This window comes from Olleya sediminilitoris (assembly GCF_016785945.1).
Taxonomy (GTDB): Bacteria; Bacteroidota; Bacteroidia; order Flavobacteriales; family Flavobacteriaceae; genus Olleya; species Olleya sediminilitoris.
The window spans coordinates 223463-244083 of record NZ_JAEMEF010000003.1; the positions used below are offsets into that span (position 1 = coordinate 223463).

Annotated in this window: 19 protein-coding genes; 4 read left to right on the plus strand and 15 right to left on the minus strand. The window is 31.8% G+C overall.

What is annotated here, in order from left to right; genetic code table 11:
• Positions 1-80: 80 nt before the first annotated feature.
• From rodA to JAO71_RS05285, 7 genes are all read right to left on the minus strand, one after another.
• Positions 81-1358 (minus strand): rod shape-determining protein RodA, encoded by a 1278-nt coding sequence (rodA, locus tag JAO71_RS05255; protein WP_202999400.1) that lies wholly within the window; start codon positions 1356-1358, stop codon positions 81-83.
• Positions 1358-3286 (minus strand): penicillin-binding protein 2, encoded by a 1929-nt coding sequence (mrdA, locus tag JAO71_RS05260; RefSeq protein ID WP_054851890.1) that lies wholly within the window; start codon positions 3284-3286, stop codon positions 1358-1360. Before mrdA ends, rodA begins: the two co-directional genes overlap by 1 nt.
• Entirely contained in the window at positions 3283-3789 is a 507-nt protein-coding gene (locus JAO71_RS05265; RefSeq protein ID WP_028607332.1) for a hypothetical protein, read from the minus strand. Before JAO71_RS05265 ends, mrdA begins: the two co-directional genes overlap by 4 nt.
• Positions 3782-4597 (minus strand): rod shape-determining protein MreC, encoded by an 816-nt coding sequence (gene mreC, locus JAO71_RS05270; RefSeq protein ID WP_202999402.1) that lies wholly within the window; start codon positions 4595-4597, stop codon positions 3782-3784. The genes JAO71_RS05265 and mreC overlap by 8 nt, the downstream gene beginning before the upstream one ends.
• 13 nt (positions 4598-4610) lie before the next feature.
• The gene (locus tag JAO71_RS05275; RefSeq protein ID WP_028289556.1) at positions 4611-5639 is read right to left on the minus strand and encodes a rod shape-determining protein; all 1029 of its coding nucleotides are present in this window, start codon (positions 5637-5639) and stop codon (positions 4611-4613) included.
• Between the two features lie 245 nt (positions 5640-5884).
• Positions 5885-7414 (minus strand): bifunctional phosphoribosylaminoimidazolecarboxamide formyltransferase/IMP cyclohydrolase, encoded by a 1530-nt coding sequence (gene purH, locus JAO71_RS05280; RefSeq protein ID WP_202999404.1) that lies wholly within the window; start codon positions 7412-7414, stop codon positions 5885-5887.
• A gap of 99 nt (positions 7415-7513) precedes the next feature.
• On the minus strand, positions 7514-7969 hold the full coding sequence (locus tag JAO71_RS05285; RefSeq protein ID WP_116824142.1) for a GAF domain-containing protein: 456 nt from the start codon (positions 7967-7969) through the stop codon (positions 7514-7516).
• 79 nt (positions 7970-8048) lie between these two features.
• On the opposite strand from JAO71_RS05285, the gene xrtF reads away from it, so the two are divergent.
• A complete protein-coding gene (xrtF, locus tag JAO71_RS05290; protein WP_202999406.1) occupies positions 8049-8591 on the plus strand; it encodes an exosortase family protein XrtF in 543 nt (180 codons plus the stop codon).
• 1 nt (position 8592) lies between these two features.
• On the plus strand, positions 8593-9018 hold the full coding sequence (locus JAO71_RS05295) for an exosortase F system-associated membrane protein (RefSeq protein ID WP_116824144.1): 426 nt from the start codon (positions 8593-8595) through the stop codon (positions 9016-9018).
• An 82-nt stretch (positions 9019-9100) separates the two neighbouring features.
• On the opposite strand, the gene groL is transcribed toward JAO71_RS05295, so the two are convergent.
• The 8 genes from groL to miaB form a co-directional block, all read right to left on the minus strand.
• Entirely contained in the window at positions 9101-10735 is a 1635-nt protein-coding gene (gene groL, locus JAO71_RS05300; protein WP_116824145.1) for a chaperonin GroEL, read from the minus strand.
• An 80-nt stretch (positions 10736-10815) separates the two neighbouring features.
• Positions 10816-11094: a co-chaperone GroES gene (locus JAO71_RS05305; protein ID WP_028289562.1), complete on the minus strand. Its 279-nt coding sequence runs from the start codon at positions 11092-11094 to the stop codon at positions 10816-10818.
• A gap of 141 nt (positions 11095-11235) precedes the next feature.
• Positions 11236-11592, minus strand: a complete 357-nt coding sequence (gene secG / locus JAO71_RS05310; protein WP_202999408.1) for a preprotein translocase subunit SecG — start codon at positions 11590-11592, stop codon at positions 11236-11238.
• Between the two features lie 13 nt (positions 11593-11605).
• Positions 11606-12502, minus strand: coding sequence for a hypothetical protein (locus tag JAO71_RS05315; protein WP_028289564.1), 897 nt, complete (start codon positions 12500-12502; stop codon positions 11606-11608).
• A gap of 3 nt (positions 12503-12505) precedes the next feature.
• Positions 12506-13009, minus strand: coding sequence for an LptE family protein (locus tag JAO71_RS05320; protein WP_202999410.1), 504 nt, complete (start codon positions 13007-13009; stop codon positions 12506-12508).
• 30 nt (positions 13010-13039) lie between these two features.
• Positions 13040-14305 carry a sigma-54 interaction domain-containing protein gene (locus JAO71_RS05325; RefSeq protein ID WP_202999412.1) on the minus strand — a complete coding sequence of 422 codons (1266 nt, stop codon included), beginning with the start codon at positions 14303-14305 and terminating at the stop codon, positions 13040-13042.
• Position 14306: 1 nt separating this feature from the next.
• Positions 14307-15203 (minus strand): hypothetical protein, encoded by an 897-nt coding sequence (locus JAO71_RS05330; RefSeq protein ID WP_202999414.1) that lies wholly within the window; start codon positions 15201-15203, stop codon positions 14307-14309.
• Between the two features lie 7 nt (positions 15204-15210).
• Positions 15211-16656, minus strand: coding sequence for a tRNA (N6-isopentenyl adenosine(37)-C2)-methylthiotransferase MiaB (gene miaB / locus JAO71_RS05335; RefSeq protein ID WP_054851882.1), 1446 nt, complete (start codon positions 16654-16656; stop codon positions 15211-15213).
• A 155-nt stretch (positions 16657-16811) separates the two neighbouring features.
• Here miaB and topA point away from each other — a divergent pair, with 155 nt between their 5' ends.
• Entirely contained in the window at positions 16812-19355 is a 2544-nt protein-coding gene (gene topA / locus JAO71_RS05340) for a type I DNA topoisomerase (RefSeq protein WP_054851881.1), read from the plus strand.
• A gap of 5 nt (positions 19356-19360) precedes the next feature.
• On the plus strand, positions 19361-20527 hold the full coding sequence (locus tag JAO71_RS05345) for a formimidoylglutamase (RefSeq protein ID WP_054851880.1): 1167 nt from the start codon (positions 19361-19363) through the stop codon (positions 20525-20527).
• Positions 20528-20621 lie beyond the last annotated feature (94 nt).

The window sequence follows — 20621 nt, forward strand, 5'->3', positions numbered from 1 at the left end:
TAATAGCTAAATTAAAAACCCTTTTAATAATTACGTTTTAAGGGTTTTTTTATGTTTTTATAATATGCTAATTTCTTGTTTTACCACTCATTAATACGGTTTGAGTCTAGTTTTATAAAAATAAACACCAAAATAGTAAATCCCCAAAGTCCAGATCCACCATAACTAAAAAATGGTAGAGGTATACCTATAGTTGGTATTAATCCCATAACCATACCAATATTGATTAAAAAATGTAAAAACAAAATAGAGCCAACAGCATAGCCATACATCCTGCTAAATTGGTTTTTTTGTCGTTCGGCAAGAATTAAAATTCTTATAATTAATAATAAAAAGACAAGTACGGTTAAGAAACTTCCTACAAAACCCCATTCTTCACCAACAGTACTAAAAATATAATCAGTGTGTTGTTCTGGGACAAAGTTTCCGGTTGTACGTGTGCCTTCCAAAAAGCCTTTTCCCTTAAAACCACCACTGCTTATTGCTTTTTCAGATTCGTTTAAATTGTAAGCGACCGTTTTTTTCATTCGCTCTAATTTATCAGGATCTTTCTCTAAACTTAGCCATATTGTAATTCTGTCTTTTTGGTGAGCTGGTAATATATTATCATAAAAAAAACGGACACTAAAAGCCAAAGCAGTACATAAAAGTATTACTACAATAGGTTGAAAAATAGAAGGACGCTTTTTGCGTGTAAAGTAGTAGGTTAGTACAATAATTGCAGTTGTTAACAGTGTGCTTGTAGCTCCAAGTTTTAAAGCGAAAATAGAGAGTAAAATAAGTAATACTGCAACTATTAAATACATGTGTGGTAAGCCTTCTCTGTACAATACAAAGAAAAATGCACCATAAACAATTGCGCTTCCAGCATCAGGTTGTAATAAAACTAAAAAAGCAGGAACAACTATTATTGCAAATGTTTTAAGTTGATCATTAAATCGTTTTATATCTGTATTTAAATCGCTTACATATTTAGCTACAGCTAAAGCAGTTGCTACTTTTGCAAATTCTCCAGGTTGGAAGGTAAAACTACCAATAGGATACCAAGAGGTGGCTCCATTAATGTTTTTTCCAAAAATAAATAAGCCAGCTAAAGAGAGTAATGCTGAAAAATATATGATACTAGAAAAACGTTCGTAAAACTTAGACTCTATTGATAAAACCAAAATTATTAGTACTACAGAAAGCGCAATGAAAATAAGTTGTTTGCTGTAGTAATGAGAAAAATTTGAAAATTCTAAAGCTTCTCCAGAGTGTGAAGCAGATATGATGTTTACCCAACCAAAAATAACTAGTATAAAAAACAGTAGAATGGTTAACCAGTCAAATTTGTAATGTCTATCAGTTTGTCTTAACATTAATTTAGTTGGTTTAGTCGTTTTTTAAGTTTATAAAATTCTTCTGGTTTGACCACTTGTAATTGGCTTTGACCATTTATTTTAAAAGGTTCTCCAGAATAAGGTTTGGCATATTCGTTTTCTAACGTGTGATTTAACACCCAATCTTCTAAATCTGTTCTGCTAATACTTCCTTTTAAGTATTTTTCAATCATTAGACTGGTTATTTTCCCAGCATAACGACTTCCCCAATATCCATTTTCTACAAAAACAGCTATTGCAATTTTTGGGTTGTCTTTTGGTGCAAATGCTACAAAAATGGAGTGATCCGTTAATTGTGTTTTAATACTGTCTATTTTTACAAAATTTTCTACTGTACCTGTTTTCCCAACAATTTCTATGTCTTTTACTTGCAAGGATTCTGCTGTACCTTTTTCATATACCTTTAACATACCTTCTATAACAGGATCAAAATGTTGTTTGTCTATGGTTGTATGTTTTGGTGTTGTAAAGCTTTCAGGTAAAGGTTGGTCTTGAATACTTTTTATAATGTGTGGTGTAAAGTAATAACCTCTATTAGCAATTGCAGCTACCATGTTGGCTAATTGTATTGGTGTAGTCCTAACTTCACCTTGCCCGATGGCATTCGACATGGTGTAAGTAGAATAAAAACGTTTAGGATAAGCGTTGCTATAAAATTCTCTATTAGGTATTCGTCCTTTTTGACCAACATATAAATCGTTGTTTAAAAAATTTCCGAGACCAAAACTTTGAACATGTTTACTCCAATTGTCAATACCAATAGAAGCATTGTCGTATTTATCAAGTATACGTTTGTATGCAGTCCCGAAATATGCATTACAGGATTGTTGGATACCTCTTGATAAGTCATTTTTTACACCATAGCCACAGTGACACTTCATAAAGGCTTTTTTACCGTATTTAAGACCGTTATAACATGTTATTTTTTCTTCTGTAGAAATCACACCTTCTTGTAGAGCAATTAAGGCATTCATTAATTTAAAAGGTGAACCAGGTTCATAAACTCCTTGTAAACTTCGGTTAAATAATGGTTTTGCTATTGAGTCTCTGTAAAGTTTAGTATAGTTTTTACTTCGGTTTCTTCCTACTAAACTATTTGGGTTGTAAGTTGGTGCTGATATCATAGCTAGTATTTCACCACTTTCTGGTTCTATTGCTATAACACCACCTCGCTTATTGGTCATTAATAATTCTCCATAGGCTTGCAAGGTAGCATCTATGGTTATTTTAATATCTTTTCCAGACTCAGGAAGTGTGTCATAAATTCCGTCTTTATAAGGACCAATATTACGATTAAATCTATCTTTTTGTATAAACTTGATTCCTTTTTGCCCACGCAGTGTTTCTTCATAGGATGCTTCAACACCAGCTTTACCTATTAAATCACCCGAATGATAGTAGCTATCATTTTTAATATTTCGGTTATTAACTTCGCCAATATCACCTAAAACGTTAGCTCCAATAGTGGTTTCGTATTTTCTAAGATTTCTTTTTTGAATATAAAAACCTTCATATTTACGCATCTTTTCTTGTAATACAGCATAGTCTTCTTTGGACAAATGTGATACAAAAACATAAGGTAGTCTTGGTGAGTAGCGATATGCTTTATCGTATTTTTTAATAAAGGTTTCTTTATCTATTTTTAAAAGATTACAAAACTCTAATGTGTCTAATGCTTTGACTTCTCTAGGTATTACCATCACATCATAAGACGGTTGGTTAGATACTAAAAGTTGTCCATTTCTGTCGTAAACAAAACCACGTTTAGGGTAATCAAACACTTTACGTATAGCATTATCTTGATATAGATTATAGTCTGTTGTTTTAATAACTTGTAAATACAATAAACGACCTGTAAATATTAAACCAACAACGATAACAGAAAAAAGCAGTAAAAATTTTCTCATTTAGATTTTGAACTAAAAATATATGTTATTAAAATACATAGTATAATAGTAAATATACCTGAGAACAACGTGTTTTGTAACACAAAAATTATTTTAGAAACGTTAAAAATTTCTAATAAAAAATAAGTTAGATGATGTATTAAAACTAATAGTAAAATATAAGTTACACGTTGACCAAAATCTATGTTATTAAATTTTACTGCTTGATGCTCATAAATTGCACCAAAACTAAACTTTAAAATAATAGGTCTAGCATAAGCTGTTAGTAGTGCTGCTGCTGCGTTTATACCACCAGAATCCATAAATATATCAATACTTAATCCTAACAAAAAGCTTAAAAATAAAAATGTAAGTCTATTGTTTTTTACAGGAAATAAAGCTATGAATAAAACGTAAACGTATGGATTGATATAACCCATAAAATTAATATTATTAAACACTAATACTTGAAGTAGTATTAATACAATAAACCTAACAGTATGTATGGATAATAGGTTATTCATTGGTGTTTAATAAATCGTCTATTAAGGGTTTGTCTTTGTTTTCTATTATATTGACATGCTCAAGGTTAGTCATGTCGTTAAATAATTTTATATTAATTTCAAAATAATTTTTAGTAGCATCCAATTGGTGGTCTTCAATAGCACCAACTAAAATACCTTTTGGGAAAATTGCCGATCGTCCAGATGTTATTATAGTATCTCCTTTAGATACAACTGCATTTTTCTGAATATCTGTAAGTTGTATATAATCTGGTGATTGTCCGTTCCAACTTAAAGTTCCAAAATGATTAGAGTTTTTAAGTTGACCACTTATTTTATTAGTTGTGTTTAATATAGAAATTACAGTTGCGTAACTACTGTTGGTATTATCTACAATTCCAATAATTCCGTTAGTAGACACAACACCTAAATCTTGTTTAATACTATCGTTTACTCCTTTGTTTATAGTTAAATAGTTGTTTTGTAAATTGTAACTATTCTTTATAATTTTAGCAGAGGTAAACTTATATTTTTTTTGAAACAAAGTCGTATCCACAAAAGTATTTGTAGGATCTTGTTGATTATATAACAATGACTTTAAATAGGTGTTTTCTTTTTGTAATTTTTCGTTTTCTTCTTTTAAACCAAAATAACTAGTAACCGAGTTGCTAGTATTATAAACACCACCTGTAATACTATTAGCCGAATTTATAAACTTGCTTTTATGGTAGTTGTGTGATTGTATTGTTAATCCAATAGCAATACCAAACAGCAACAAGAAAAACAAAAACGCTTTGTTTTTAAGTATAAAATTTACAATTTGTTGCATTTAGTTATAGTTACTACTTGATCAATACGCTTTTGTATTTAGCAATGTTTTTAAGTGTAATTCCGGTTCCTCTTACTACAGCACGTAATGGGTCTTCAGCAATATAAACAGGTAAATCTGTTTTTTGAGATAGACGTTTATCCAAACCACGTAGCATAGATCCACCACCTGCAAGATAAATACCTGTATTGTAAATATCAGCAGCTAATTCTGGAGGTGTTTGAGATAAAGTTTCCATAACAGCATCTTCAATACGTAAAATAGATTTATCTAAAGCTTTAGCAATCTCTCTATAGCTAATTTGTACTTGCTTAGGTTTACCAGTTAAAAGATCACGACCTTGTACGCTCATGTCTTCTGGTGGAAGGTCTAAATCTTCTGTAGCAGCACCAATTTGAATTTTAATTTTTTCAGCAGTACGCTCACCAACATATAAATTGTGTTGTGTACGCATGTAATAAATAATATCGTTTGTAAACACATCACCTGCAATTTTTACAGATTTATCACAAACAATTCCACCTAAAGCAATCACTGCAATTTCAGTAGTACCACCACCAATATCAACAATCATATTTCCTTTAGGTTGCATGATATCCACACCAATACCAATAGCAGCAGCCATAGGTTCGTGTATTAAGTATACTTCTTTACCATTAACACGCTCAGCACTTTCTTTTACAGCTCGCATTTCTACCTCTGTAATTCCAGACGGAATACAAATAACCATACGTAAAGCAGGCGTAAATAATTTCTTTTTTAAAGCAGGAATATTTTTAATAAACAGACTTATCATTTGTTCAGACGCATCAAAATCTGCAATTACACCATCTTTTAGAGGTCTAATCGTTTTAATGTTTTCATGTGTTTTACCTTGCATCATGTTGGCTTCTTGACCAACAGCAATGATTTTACCCGAAATCCTGTCTCTGGCAACTATCGAAGGCGCATCAACTACAACCTTGTCGTTATGAATAATTAATGTGTTGGCAGTACCTAAATCTATAGCGATTTCTTCTGTCAGGAAATCAAAAAATCCCATATGTTAAATGTAATTATAAGGCGTTATTGTAAAGATGTCGTAAAAGTAATAAAAGTATGGTAATATAAGGATTTTATGTCTTACAATTTTTATTAATTGGTATACAAATAAAAGATACGATTAAAAAGTAGATTTGGATGTTTTCGTTGTCACGGAAATTAAGCCCAACACACAAAAAAAAGCTTCGGTAATCACACCGAAGCTTTGTATATAAATTTAAACGTTGTCTTTGTAAAACTAACCGTTTAGTGTTTAAAATGACGTGTACCAGTCATAACCATTGATATGTCATTATCGTTGCAGTAATCAATGCTTAATTGGTCTTTAATAGAGCCTCCAGGTTGGATCACACTAGATATACCAACATTACCTGCAATTTCTACACAATCAGGAAATGGAAAAAACGCATCACTTGCCATAACACTACCTTTTAAATCAAATTTAAAAGATTGTGCTTTGTGTATTGCTTGATTTAAAGCATCCACACGACTGGTTTGTCCAGTTCCGCTAGCACATAACTGTTTGTTTTTTACTAAAACAATAGTGTTTGATTTAGTGTGCTTGCAAATTTTAGAAGCAAAAATTAAATCTTCAATTTCAGACGTATTAGGTTTAGTATTAGTTGCGTATTTAAAATCTTCAATAACATCTGTTTTATTGTCTTTGTCTTGTACCAATACTCCGTTTAAACAAGTTCTAACAGATGTTTGTGGGAAATCAATATCATTTAAAACTAATAGTATTCTGTTTTTCTTACCTTTTAAAATAGTTTCAGCTTCTGATGAAAAAGAAGGAGCGATTACTACTTCGCAAAATAAGGTATGAATAGCATTGGCAGTAGCCTCGTCAATTTCAGTATTACTAATTAAAACACCACCAAATGCAGAAACAGGGTCACCAGCTAATGCATCAGTATAGGCTTGTTGGACTGTATCACGCTGTGCAAATCCACAAGCATTGTTATGCTTCAAAATAGCAAAAGTTGGATTTTCACCTTTAAATTCTTGAATTAAATTTACTGCAGCATCAACATCTAAAAGGTTGTTGTAGCTTAATTCTTTACCATGTAATTTTGTAAATAATTCGTCAAAATTTCCAAAGAAAAATCCTTTTTGATGTGGGTTTTCACCATAACGTAAAACTTGACCTTTAGTTTCGCTTAATTTAAAAGATGCTAAGTTTTCTGTAGTATTAAAATAGTTAAAGATAGCAGAGTCGTAATGTGATGATACATTAAAAGCTTTAGCAGCAAAACGTTTACGATCAGCTTCAGATAAGTCTCCTTTTTTATCTGTAATTAGTTCTAAAAATTCGGCATAATCATCAACTGAAGAGACACAAATGACGTCTGCATAATTTTTAGCAGCAGCACGTATTAAAGAGATACCTCCAATATCAATTTTTTCGATAATATCTTGATTAGAAGCTCCAGAAGCTACTGTTTTTTCAAAAGGATATAAATCTACAATCACGACATCTATTTGTGGTATGTCAAAGTCTTTCATTTCTTTAACATCACCATCATGATTCTGACGGTTTAAAATACCTCCAAAAACTTTTGGGTGTAACGTTTTTACACGACCACCTAAAATAGAAGGATAAGACGTCACGTCCTCTACAGGAACGACATCAATACCAAGGTTTTTTATAAAAGTTTCGGTTCCACCAGTAGAGTAAATGGTAACACCTTGTTTGTTTAGTTCTTTAACAATTGGTTCTAATCCATCTTTGCTAAAAACTGAAATTAATGCAGATTTAATTGTTTTGTTGCTCATTATAGTTGTGTTAATAAGCAAGCAAATTTAAGTAAAACTAAATTGTTTTAGTTGAAAAACTTAAGTCCTTTTTCAACTAAAACAAGTAGTTATTAACATCTATAGTAATTCTGAAACCTTACTGCAAACAAATTCTAAAAAGCGCTCGTCAGCTTCTGTAAAAGGATCAGGAGTGTTAGAGTCTATGTCTATTTGACCAATGTTTTCTCCGTTTACAAAAATAGGGATTACAATTTCTGCCTTAACAGTAATGCTACAAGCAATGTAATTATCTTGAGCAGAAACATCTGGTACCACAAAATTTTCGTTACTAACAGCAACTTGTCCGCAGATACCTTTTCCAAAAGGAATAATAGTGTGGTCTGTTGGCTCACCAACATAAGGCCCTAATTTAAGCTCGTTTTTATCTCCGTTTTTGAAGTAAAAACCAACCCAATTATAATAAGAAATGTTAGTTTCTAATAGTTGACATATTTGTAACAATTTATCATCATGAGATAAATTAGAATTAGAAACTATAGTTTCAACTTGAGGTTTTAAAGTTTCGAAAGTCATTTGTTTGAAAATTTTGGTAAAAGTATTTAAAAAGGTGTAATTTCAACCCTTAAAAAAACTTAAAGTTTATTCTTTTTTATTGAAAACGTTAATAATAAAATATAAATCTGTTATAAAATTTATACTTACTTTTTTAATAGTATATGGTGTTTTGTCTTTGGTGTATAGCTTTTATCTAGATGCGTCTAAGTCTGGACAATATTATCCGGATTTTATTACAAACCTAGTCGCTAAACAATCTGAAAACTTACTAAAAACCTTTGGGTATGAGACAAACGTCGTGCCACATCCAAATGAGCCATCCATAAAGGTGATAGTAGAAGGAAAATACTTGGCAAGAGTTATTGAAGGGTGTAATGCAGCAAGCATTATTATTTTGTTTGTATCTTTTATTGTTGCTTTTTCTGGCAAAATAAAAACGACTATTATTTTCGCTTTAAGCGGAAGTGTATTGCTGTATGTTGTAAATCTTATCAGGATTGTTGTCTTATCTATTGGGTTGTATCATTATCCTTGGAGGGAAGCCATATTGCATAGTGTTGTTTTTCCTGCAATAATCTACGGAATGGTATTTTTGTTATGGATGTTTTGGGTGAATCGTTTTTCAAAGATTAATCAATAAAATGAAAAAATATTTAAAGTACATAGGTATTACTGCTTTGTTTTTTTTGTTGGCATTGGTTAGATGGTTTGAAAACGATTTGTTTTATGATCCCTATTTGTTGTTCTTTCAAAACGATTATTTGTACCTGGATTCTCCACGCCAAGAAGTCCTTAAATTAGTAGCCAACACAACACTTAGATTTGTGATAAATACTATGTTGTCAATAGCAATTTTATATCTTTTTTTTAAAGATAAAAGTGTGATTAAGTTTGCAAGTTTAGTCTATGTTTTTTCTTTTGTTATTTTAATAGCTTTATTTATGTTTTTTGTTTTAAATCCAAAACAAGAAAACTATTATTTGTTTTTTAACATCAGACGTTTTTTAATTCAGCCGATCCTATTACTATTACTATTACCTGCATTTTATTATAATAGGTTGACTTAATTTGCTGTTCTAAATAATATATATAATAAGAAAGCCTCAACATGTGTTGAGGCTTTCTTATTATATTAAGAGTGATAGTGTATTACATCATTCCTGGCATACCTCCACCCATTGGCATTCCGCCTCCAGCTGGTGCATCTTCTTTAATGTCTATTAATGCACACTCAGTAGTTAAGATCATTCCTGCAACTGAAGCAGCATTTTCTAATGCTATTCTAGTTACTTTTTTAGGATCAATAATTCCTGCTTTAAGCATGTCTACATAGTTTTCTGTTTTAGCATCGTAACCAAAGTCTTTTTTACCTTCCATTACTTTTGATACTACAACACTTCCTTCGCCTCCTGCATTAGATACAATAGTACGTAAAGGTGCTTCAATAGCACGAGCAACAATTTGTATTCCTGTTGTTTCGTCTAAGTTTTCTGTTGTTATTTTATCAAGTACAGATTTAGCTCTAACTAAAGCAACACCACCTCCAGCAACAATACCTTCTTCAACTGCAGCACGTGTAGCATGTAAAGCATCGTCTACACGATCTTTCTTTTCTTTCATTTCAACTTCACTAGCAGCACCAACATAAAGTACAGCAACACCACCTGCTAATTTAGCAAGACGTTCTTGAAGTTTTTCTTTATCATAGTCACTTGTAGTGGTTTCAATTTGCGCTTTAATTTGGTTAACTCTGTTTTGAATTAAACTTTTATCACCAGCTCCATTAACTACAGTTGTATTGTCTTTATCAATAGTAACACGCTCAGCTGTTCCTAACATTTCTAAAGTTGTGTTTTCTAAAGTAAAACCTCTTTCTTCAGAGACAACAGTACCACCAGTTAAAATAGCGATGTCTTCTAACATAGCTTTTCTACGATCACCAAAACCTGGTGCTTTTACAGCAGCAATTTTTAAAGATCCACGTAGTTTGTTAACTACTAATGTTGCTAAAGCTTCACCATCAACATCTTCAGCAATAATTAGTAATGGTTTCCCTGATTGTGCAACTGGCTCTAAAACAGGTAATAAATCTTTCATTGTAGATACTTTTTTGTCGTACAATAAGATGTAAGGATTTTCTAAATCAGTAATCATTTTGTCACTGTTAGTTACAAAATAAGGAGATAAATATCCTCTGTCAAACTGCATACCTTCAACAATATCAACATAAGTTTCGGTTCCTTTTGCTTCTTCAACAGTAATAACACCTTCTTTGCCAACTTTACCAAAAGCTTTAGCAATAAGGTCTCCGATTACACCATCGTTATTTGCAGAAATAGACGCAACTTGTTTGATTTTTTCAGAAGAATCACCAACTTCTTTAGATTGCTTACCTAAATCTGTTACAATAGCTTCTACTGCTTTATCAATACCACGTTTTAAATCCATTGGATTTGCACCTGCAGCAACATTACGTAAACCTTCTTTTACAATTGCTTGAGCTAAAACGGTTGCAGTTGTTGTACCGTCACCAGCTAAATCATTGGTTTTAGAAGCAACTTCTTTTACCATTTGAGCTCCCATATTTTCAAGAGCATCTTCTAATTCTATTTCTTTTGCAACGCTAACACCATCTTTTGTAACTACAGGAGCACCAAATGAGCGTCCAATAATAACGTTTCTACCTTTTGGTCCTAAAGTTACTTTTACTGCATTAGCTAATGCATCAACACCACGTTTTAATCCGTCACGTGCTTCAATATCAAATTTTATATCTTTTGCCATTTTTTTGAATTTTGTTATAGTTTAAGCACTAGGCTTAACTAAATTTTGTTTGTATTAATTGTAGTTAAACTAATAGTTATTTAGATTATAGCCATGATGTCATCTTCGCGCATCATTAAGTAAGCTTTACCATCTAGCTTAATCTCAGAACCAGAATATTGTCCGTAAAGTACTTTGTCTCCAATTTTAACGGTCAATGGTTCGTCTTTTTTTCCGTTTCCAACAGCAACAATAGTTCCTTTGTGTTGCTTTTCTTGAGCTGTATCTGGTATGTATAAACCAGAAGCTGTTTGTGTTTCGGCAGGAAGTGCTTCTACTAGCACACGATCTGCAAGTGGTTTAATGTTTAATTTACTCATAATATATAGGTTTAATTAATTTAAAAATTTGAATTATTATAAGCTAAAAATGTGCCAACAGATATGGACTGACAAACTTTCAGAAATAAAAAATGCCAACTGTAAAAGTTGGCATTTTTTTTAATTTTTTATTATTTAGAATTATTCTCCAGTTGTAGGCTCTATTACTTTAGTTGCCTCATCTGTTATTGGAGCAGGAGCAGTAGGTGTTGGTAACTCGATTGAATCACTTTCTAAAATTTTTGATTCGTTAGCTACACCATTTTTGTCAATTCCTAAACTTGATGCTAAAATTAATACAAGTAAGATTGTTGCTAAAGTCCAAGTACTTTTATCTAAAAAGTCTGTTGTTTTTTTAACACCACCTAATTGCTGTGTTCCACCACCTCCGAAAGAAGATGATAATCCACCACCTTTAGGATTTTGTACCATAATTACTACTATTAGTAAAAATGCTACTACTACGATTAAGAATAAAAAGATTGCAAATGTGCTCATTATATTATAGTATTTAGTCTTGTAATTTTTGTATTGCTTTAATTTGGTCTGCAAAGAAACCACTTTTTTCTGGATATTTCAAACTTAATATTTTATAAGATTGAATTGCTTTTTTATAGTTTTTTTGTTCTACATAAATACGAGCTAAAGTTTCTGTCATTAAAACCTCAGGCTGTATCATCTGTGCTTTAGCTATATTGTGTGAGGATACTTTTGTTTTTTTAGCTTCAAGTTTTGGGTTTTCGATTATAAATTTATCTATTAATTCAAATTTTTTAGCACGTTCTTTACTTGTGGTATCCTCAATTGGTGTTGAAGTTTCCCTTTGAATAGGTTTTAGTTTTGATAAACTTAACCACTCATTAAAACTGTGCGTTTCATTTCTATCAAATTCTAATGGTTTTCCTATTTTTAATATGGTTTCTGCTTCAACTTTTTCTGAATCTATAGTATCCGTTTTGGATTGCTCAACTACAGGTTTTTTTTCTGTTTTAACTTCAGATTTGGGTTGAAATAAATCTGGGTTTAAAGTTTGTTTAGTAGTTTCGATTTGAATATTTAATGCATCTTTTACTGATTGATTTGTGTTATCAGTCATGTCTTCTGCAAAAACATCTAAACTATTTATGTAGGCTGAGTTTTGTTTTATGTATTCTGAAATTTCGTTTTGATTAAAGACTTCTGAAGTTATAAAATCAAACAATATACTTCTATCTGTTGTATATGCTGCTGTTACTTTTAATGCCTGATTGTATTTAAAACTGTCTTTGTTTTTTAAACCTTTAAGAAATAGCGCTCTTGCTGATTGAAAATACGGAAACTCCTCTAGAATAGTTTCTAGATTGTTAGTTTGATTTGCTGTTACAAGCTGAGGTTGTTGGAGTATATTTGTTAATTCTAGGCTTGTCATTGGTTACCAGTTTGCTAATGAGGCATTAAATATGTCTTGTGTTAAACGCTCAAAAATCTCCTCGTAAGCCACAGTTTTTGTGGTTCCTGATAATAATTCAGTACCTGTATAATCATAGAAAAAAGAGAATGATTTTTCAAAGTCTTTTTCTGGTTCTTTTTTATTGTAAAATCTAACTTTTACACCAATGGTTAGTCTGTTTTGTGCTGCTGTACTATTTGCTGTTGCAGTAGTTGGTGATATACGGTATTGTGTAATTTCTCCTTCATAGACTAAATCTCCATTTGAGTTAACAAGGTCTAAACTGGTTTGATTTTGTATTAAATCTTGTAAGGCTCTAGTAAAGTCTAAATCTAAACCTGGATCTATTAATGTTGCGGTATTTTGAAAGTAGTTAACTTGATAGCTTGTTGCAGACCCTGTATCAGCACCTGTAAAAGAGTATGCACCACAACTTAATATTGTTATAGTAATACAAAGGAATAATATGTTTTTAATGTATTTCATTTATGTTTTGTTTAAAATAACAACGTTGTATTACAAATCAAATTGTTTAATTTTTCTGTAAAGGGTACGTTCACTAATCCCTAATTCTTCTGCTGCTAATTTTCTTTTTCCGTTATGACGTTCTAAAGATTTTTTGATTAGTTCTAATTCTTTATCGTGCAAGGATAGCGTTTCTTCTTCTTCAATTTCTTCAGCAAAATGGTATTTGTCTTCAGCATTATCTGTTATTGCAGAGGTGTTATTTGCATTTTGAGGTATGGATAATACTTCCATATCTTCTATGTGCTCTTCAAACTCGGTGTCGCTTTCATTTTCGCCATATATTTTCTGAATTAATGTTTCGTTATTTTTTTTAACGTCATTAGCGTTACCGCTTTTCATTAATTCCATGGTTAGCTTTTTTAAATCATTTAAATCAGCTTTCATGTCAAATAAGACTTTGTACAATATTTCGCGCTCGCTACTAAAATCACTTTCGGATTTAGTCGAATTTATAACAGCTGGAAGGTTGCTTCCGCTTGGTAAATAGCCATGTAGAGTAGTAGCGTTTATGGTTCTGTTTTGTTCTAAAACAGACACTTGCTCTGCAACGTTACGTAGCTGTCTTATATTTCCGCTCCAGCGATATTTTAATAATAACTGTATAGCATCATCAGTCAATTTTATGGTTGGCATTTTGTACTTTAATGCAAAGTCACTAGCAAATTTTCTGAATAGAATATGAATATCCTCTTGACGCTCTCTTAAAGGAGGAAGGTTTATATCTACTGTGCTTAAACGATAGTAAAGATCTTCTCTAAATTTTTCTTTTTTAATAGCTTCAAACATATTAACGTTTGTTGCTGCTACTATACGTACGTTTGTTTTTTGAACTTTACTGGATCCAACCTTTATAAATTCGCCATTTTCTAAAACACGTAATAAGCGTACTTGTGTGGTTAGTGGAAGTTCTCCAACTTCATCTAAAAAAATGGTTCCACCATCTGCAACTTCAAAATAACCACTTCTGGTAGCAGTTGCACCAGTAAAGGCTCCTTTTTCGTGACCAAAAAGTTCGCTATCTATAGTTCCTTCTGGTATTGCACCACAGTTAACAGCAATGTATTTACCATGTTTGCGATGAGAAAGTTGATGGATTATTTTTGGAATACTCTCTTTACCAACACCACTTTCTCCTGTTACCAATACAGATATATCAGTAGGAGAGACTTGCATTGCTTTTTCGATAGCACGATTTAAAGCATGACTATTTCCTATAATACCAAAACGTTGTTTTATAGATTGTATTGATTCCATGTTAGTTAACGTAATTAAAGTTTTCGTTATGAGTGGCTTCTATACCTTCGTTGGTAAAAGTTCCGCTTCTGCTTAATATACGGTTTTCTGTATCATAAGTCATAGTAAAATTAACTGTTGTTGCTTCTGAAGAAACATTTATCCAATTGTTTGTACTGTGAAATTGTACAATAGCAGGTCCAGCTTCAGCTTCATAATCATCATCTAAAATTGTTAACCAATATTGATCACTAAAACCATCTTTTAAAGGGTTGGTAAAAGTATCGTAACCATAGATTGTATTGTTATTAAGCTCACCTGATGTGATTACAGAAATACAATTACCATTTGTGTCATATACTAGGTTTTCTATTTGAATACTTTCACCATCTTCAAAAGACTCTTTTGTGATTAGTCTTCCTAAATTATCTGTAGTATAAACTGTAGTTACTGGATTTCCGTCTTGAGTTTTAGTTATAGAATTACCTGATATTGTAAAATTATAAGTGTAGTCCTCAGTATCGTCTGTTAAATCATTAAAATTAATTTGAGAGATGTTGCTACCTGTTGAGTATGTTATGCTAGTTTGGCTAATTGGTGTATCACCTTCAAAACTTTGTGCATTTAAAATTTTACCACTACTATCTCTGTTAATAATTCCTGAGGTATAAAACGGAACATTTGAAAAGATAGTTTCTACATCTAAGGTAGATACTTTATTGTTAGTGTTAAAGCTAAAATCAGTATTGATATTTACAGGTCCAAAAAAAATAATTTCTGTATCTACGTCAAATGTATAATTAGTTAGTTGTACGTTATTACTTGTGGTATTGTCTGCTAGTTCAAAACCTTCCAGAGTTTCATTGTTACAAGATGTAATCAATGTAACGGTTAGCAATATTAGTAATGTTTTTTTCATAATCTGATTAGTTGTTTTTAGATAGTCCTACTGCCTCACCTATTAACGTAGCTTTTGTACAGTCTGTTATCTTTACATTTACAAAATCTCCAATTTTAAAATCACCTTTAGGGAATACGGCTACTATATTATGTTGTGTACGACCAGACCATTGTTGATCAGATTTTTTTGATTGTTTTTCTACTAAAACTTCCACAGTTGTATTTAAAAATTGTCTAGTTCTAAATTCACTATGTTTTAATTGAAGTGCTATAATTTCGCTTAAACGTCTGCTTTTAGTTGATTCTGGTATGTCATCTTCAAATTTACGTTCAGCTAAAGTACCAGGTCTTTCAGAGTAGGTAAACATATAACCAAAATTATATTTTACATATTCCATTAAGCTTAATGTATCTTGATGGTCTTGCTCAGTTTCAGTTGGAAAACCAGCAATCATATCCTGACTTATTGCACAACCAGGAATTATTGTTTTAATATTATCTATTAAAGTAAAATACTCTTCACGAGTATGTAAACGATTCATAGCTTTAAGTACTCTATCACTTCCGCTTTGTACAGGTAAGTGTATATGGTTACAGATGTTGTCAAATTTAGCCATGGTTTTTATAACCTCTAGATGCATGTCTTGAGGGTTTGATGTGCTAAATCTAATACGCATTTTAGGTTGTGCTTTAGCGCATAACTCTAAAAGTTTGGCAAAGTCAGTTGCTGTAGCTTTTTCAAAATCTGAAGCTTTTTCAAAATCTTTTTTTAAGCCACCACCATACCAAAGGTAGCTATCTACATTTTGTCCTAGTAAGGTGATTTCTTTGTAACCTTTATTCCATAGGTCATTAACTTCTTCAATAATACTTTGTGGATCACGACTACGCTCTCTACCTCTTGTAAAAGGAACAACACAAAAGGTACACATATTGTCACAACCTCTAGTTATAGATACAAAAGCGGTAACTCCGTTAGTGTTTAGTCTAACAGGAGCAATGTCTCCATAAGTTTCTTCTTTAGATAATATAACGTTAATTGCATCGCGACCTTCGTCTACTTCAGCAATTAAATTTGGTAAATCTTTATAGGCATCTGGACCTACTACAAGGTCTACTATTTTTTCTTCTTCTAAAAATTTGCTTTTTAAACGTTCAGCCATGCAACCCAAAACACCAACTTTCATTTTTGGATTGGTACGTTTTACAGCATTGTATTTCTCTAAACGTTTTCTAACAGTTTGTTCAGCCTTATCACGAATAGAGCAGGTGTTTACCAATACTAAATCTGCTTCTTCAAGACTTTGTGTGGTATTAAAACCTTCGTTTTGTAATATTGAGGCAACAATCTCACTATCACTAAAATTCATAGAACAACCATAACTTTCAATAAAAAGTTTTTTGGTGTTTTCTTTTTTTTGAGGGATAACTAATGTTTCGCCTTGTTTGTTTTCGTCTATTGTCTTTTCCATAAATGTGTTGAAATCACTAACCTCTAATGAGTACGCAAAGATAGGATTATTTTAAAATTATGACAATCTGACAGACCTTAAATTTAACCTAAAAGTTATAAAATTAGGAAGATAAATTTTTTTTGATATACCTTTGTGCTCATAAAAATCGAAGAATGGCGAAGAATTTAGTAATAGTAGAGTCACCTGCAAAAGCAAAAACAATTGAAAAATTTTTAGGAAAAGACTTTAAAGTCGAATCCAGTTTTGGGCATATTGCAGACTTACCTTCTAAGGAGTTGGGAGTAGATGTAGAAGGAGATTTTGATCCAAAATACGAAGTGTCCTCGGACAAGAAGTCACTTGTAAAAAAATTAAAAGATCTTGCTAAAAAAGCCGAAATGGTTTGGCTAGCAAGTGATGAGGATCGTGAAGGAGAAGCTATTGCTTGGCACCTTGCCGAGTCTTTAAAACTTGAAAAAGATAAAACTAAACGTATCGTTTTTCATGAGATTACAAAAGCTGCAATCCAAAAAGCAGTAGAAAATCCAAGACAAATTGATTATGATTTAGTAGATGCACAACAAGCACGTCGTGTATTAGATAGAATAGTAGGTTATGAGTTGTCTCCTGTGTTATGGAGAAAAGTAAAGGGAGGTTTGTCTGCAGGTCGTGTACAATCTGTATCTGTGAGGTTAATTGTTGAGCGCGAACGTGATATACAAGATTTTAAACCTGAAGCGTCTTATAGGATTGATGCTGAGTTTTCAAATGAAGCTGGTCAATCATTTAAAGCTAAATTACCAAAAACATTTTCAACTAAAAAAGAAGCTTTTGACTTTTTAGAAAGTAATGCTAATGCCGATTTTAAAGTTGCAGATTTAACTAAAAAACCAGCAAAAAAATCTCCAGCAGCACCATTTACAACTTCTACCTTACAGCAAGAAGCATCACGTAAATTATACTTTTCAGTAAGTAAAACCATGACTATGGCTCAGCGTTTGTATGAAGCTGGTTTGATTACTTATATGAGAACAGATAGTGTTAATTTATCTGACGAGGCAAGAAAAGGAGCTGAAAAAGAAATTGTTGCTGCCTATGGTAAAGAGTATGCTAAAGAGCGCAATTTTAAAGGAAAATCTAAAGGGGCTCAAGAGGCTCACGAAGCGATTAGACCAACAGATTTTACAAGACATTCAGTAGATATAGATTATGATCAAGCAAGATTATATGATTTAATTTGGAAACGTGCTATTGCGTCTCAAATGAGTGAAGCACAATTAGAACGTACCAACGTTAAAATAGAAGCTAACACACATAAACAAACCTTTACAGCAAATGGAGAGGTAATTACTTTTGATGGGTTTTTAAAAGTGTATTTAGAAGGTACAGATGATGAAGATCTAGAGCAAGAAGGCATGTTACCTGCAATGAAGGTAAATGAAACATTGTTAAATAAAATTATTACTGCAACCGAACGTTATTCGCGTGCGCCTTACAGGTATACTGAAGCGTCTTTAGTTAAGAAGTTAGAAGAGTTAGGTATTGGTAGACCATCTACATATGCGCCAACAATTTCGACAATTCAAAATAGAAACTACGTAGAAAAAGGGACTATTGAAGGTGTTGAGAGAGAATATACACAATTAGTGTTACAAGATGGTGAGTTAAAGGATAAGACTTTAACAGAAAAAGTTGGATCTGATAAAGGGAAATTAGTGCCAACAGATATAGGAATGATTGTAACTGATTTTTTAGTAAATCATTTTGAAAGTATTTTAGATTACAACTTTACAGCAAAAGTTGAAAACCAATTTGATGATATTGCCGAAGGTAAAGAGGATTGGAAAAAAATGATGAAAACTTTTTACAAAAAGTTTCATCCTGTTGTTGAAGATGTAAAAGAAAACGCTGATAGAGAATCTGGAGAACGTATTTTAGGTAAAGATCCAAAATCAGGAAAACAAGTAAGTGTTCGTTTAGGTAAATTTGGACCTATGGTACAAATGGGAACTGTAGATGACGAAGAAAAACCCACCTTTGCTAGTTTAAGTCCTGACCAACAGTTAACAACTATCACGTATGAAGAGGCAATGGATTTGTTTAAATTGCCAAGAACTTTAGGGAAATATGAAGATGAAGTAGTGGAAGTTAATAATGGACGTTTTGGACCTTATGTAAAATATGGTAAAAAATATGTATCATTAGCTCCTGGTCAAGATCCTTTAAATGTAGAAATAGAGGATGCTATAGAGTTAATTAAAGAAAAAGAAATTGCTGATGCTCCTGTGTATCATTATAAAGGACATGGCGTTACAAAAGGTAAAGGACGTTTTGGACCTTTCATTAAATGGAATGGTTTGTTTATTAATGTCAACAAAAAATACGATTGGGATAATTTAACTACCGAAGAAATTGAAGAATTAGTTGATGCTAAAATTCAAAAGGAAATTGATAAAGTTGTCCATAATTGGGAAGAAGAAGGTATACGTGTCGAAAAAGCGCGTTGGGGAAGACATAACATCTTAAAAGGAAAAATTAAGATTGAGTTGCCTAAAACAGTGGATGCAAAAGCATTGACTTTGGATGAGGTCAAAGACTTAATAGAAAAGAAAGCGCCTAAGAAGAAAGCTACAAAGAAAAAGGCTACAACTAAAAAGAAAGCTCCAGCAAAAAAGAAAACAACGACCAAGAAAAAAACTACAGCAAAAAAGAAATAATATAAATGAATTTTAATTTTCTTACTCCAGTTTCAGATACTGTTTTAGCGCATAATCAATTATTATCGCCTTTAAGCTTAGGACAAAAAATTAAAATTCATTCGGTACAGAATGGTTTTCCAGATTTGGATAAAGTTAAAATAGCCATCTTTGGTGTTCTTGAAAATCGTAATGATGTTAATTATATAGGAGAAGATTTTAATTTAAACGAAATTAGAAAATCTTTTTACACTTTATATCCAGGAAGTTGGAGTGCGTCCATTGCCGATTTAGGTGATATTCAGAAAGGGGAAACGGTAGAGGATACTTATTTTGCCTTAAAAGAAACTATAAATACATTAGTGCAAAATCGTATTACACCAGTTATTATTGGTGGAAGTCAAGATTTAGCTTATGCTAATTATCGTGCCTATGATAGTTTAATGCCAATGGTTAATGTTGTAAATGTAGATAGATCTTTTGATTTAGGCGATTCTTCTAAACCTACTAAAAATTCAAATTTTGTAGGTAAAATAATTTTAGACGAACCATATAACTTATTTAACTACGCTATTTTAGGCTATCAAACATATTTTAATAGTCAAGAAGAGATAGATTTGATGGAGCGTTTGTATTTTGAACCTTATCGTTTAGGAGAAATATCTAATGATATTACTTTGGTGGAGCCAGTAATGCGTGATGCAAATATTGTTACTGTTGATTTGGGAGCTATCAAAGCCTCAGAAGTTAGTCAGAAGCAAAAGGTGTCACCAAATGGTTTAGATGGAAAAGAAATCTGTGCAGTAGCACGTTATGCAGGAATAAGTAATAAAGTATCATCATTTGGTATTTATGAATATAAACCGTCTCAGGATGACGAAATTACTTCAATGTTAATTTCACAGATGATTTGGTATTTTATTGAAGGTTTTAATTGTCGTGTTAACGATGATGATTTTTCAAATGATGATAATCACCAAAAATTCATTACTTTAGCCGAATCTCATGAATTAATTTTCTATAAGAGTACAAAAACAGGACGTTGGTGGATAGAAATTCCATTTTTAGCAAATGTTAATAATAAATTAAAAAAACATACGTTATTACCATGCACGCATCAAGATTATTTAGATGCCTGTAATGATAAAATACCTGAGCGATGGTATAAGGCTTATCAAAAAAATAGTGTCTAATCGTATAGCTTAACAGATCGACGATATTGTGTATCGTTTAAGCGTTAAATTTTTACGACGAAATGTATTTTTTTTTGCCAAAAAAGTTGTTTTT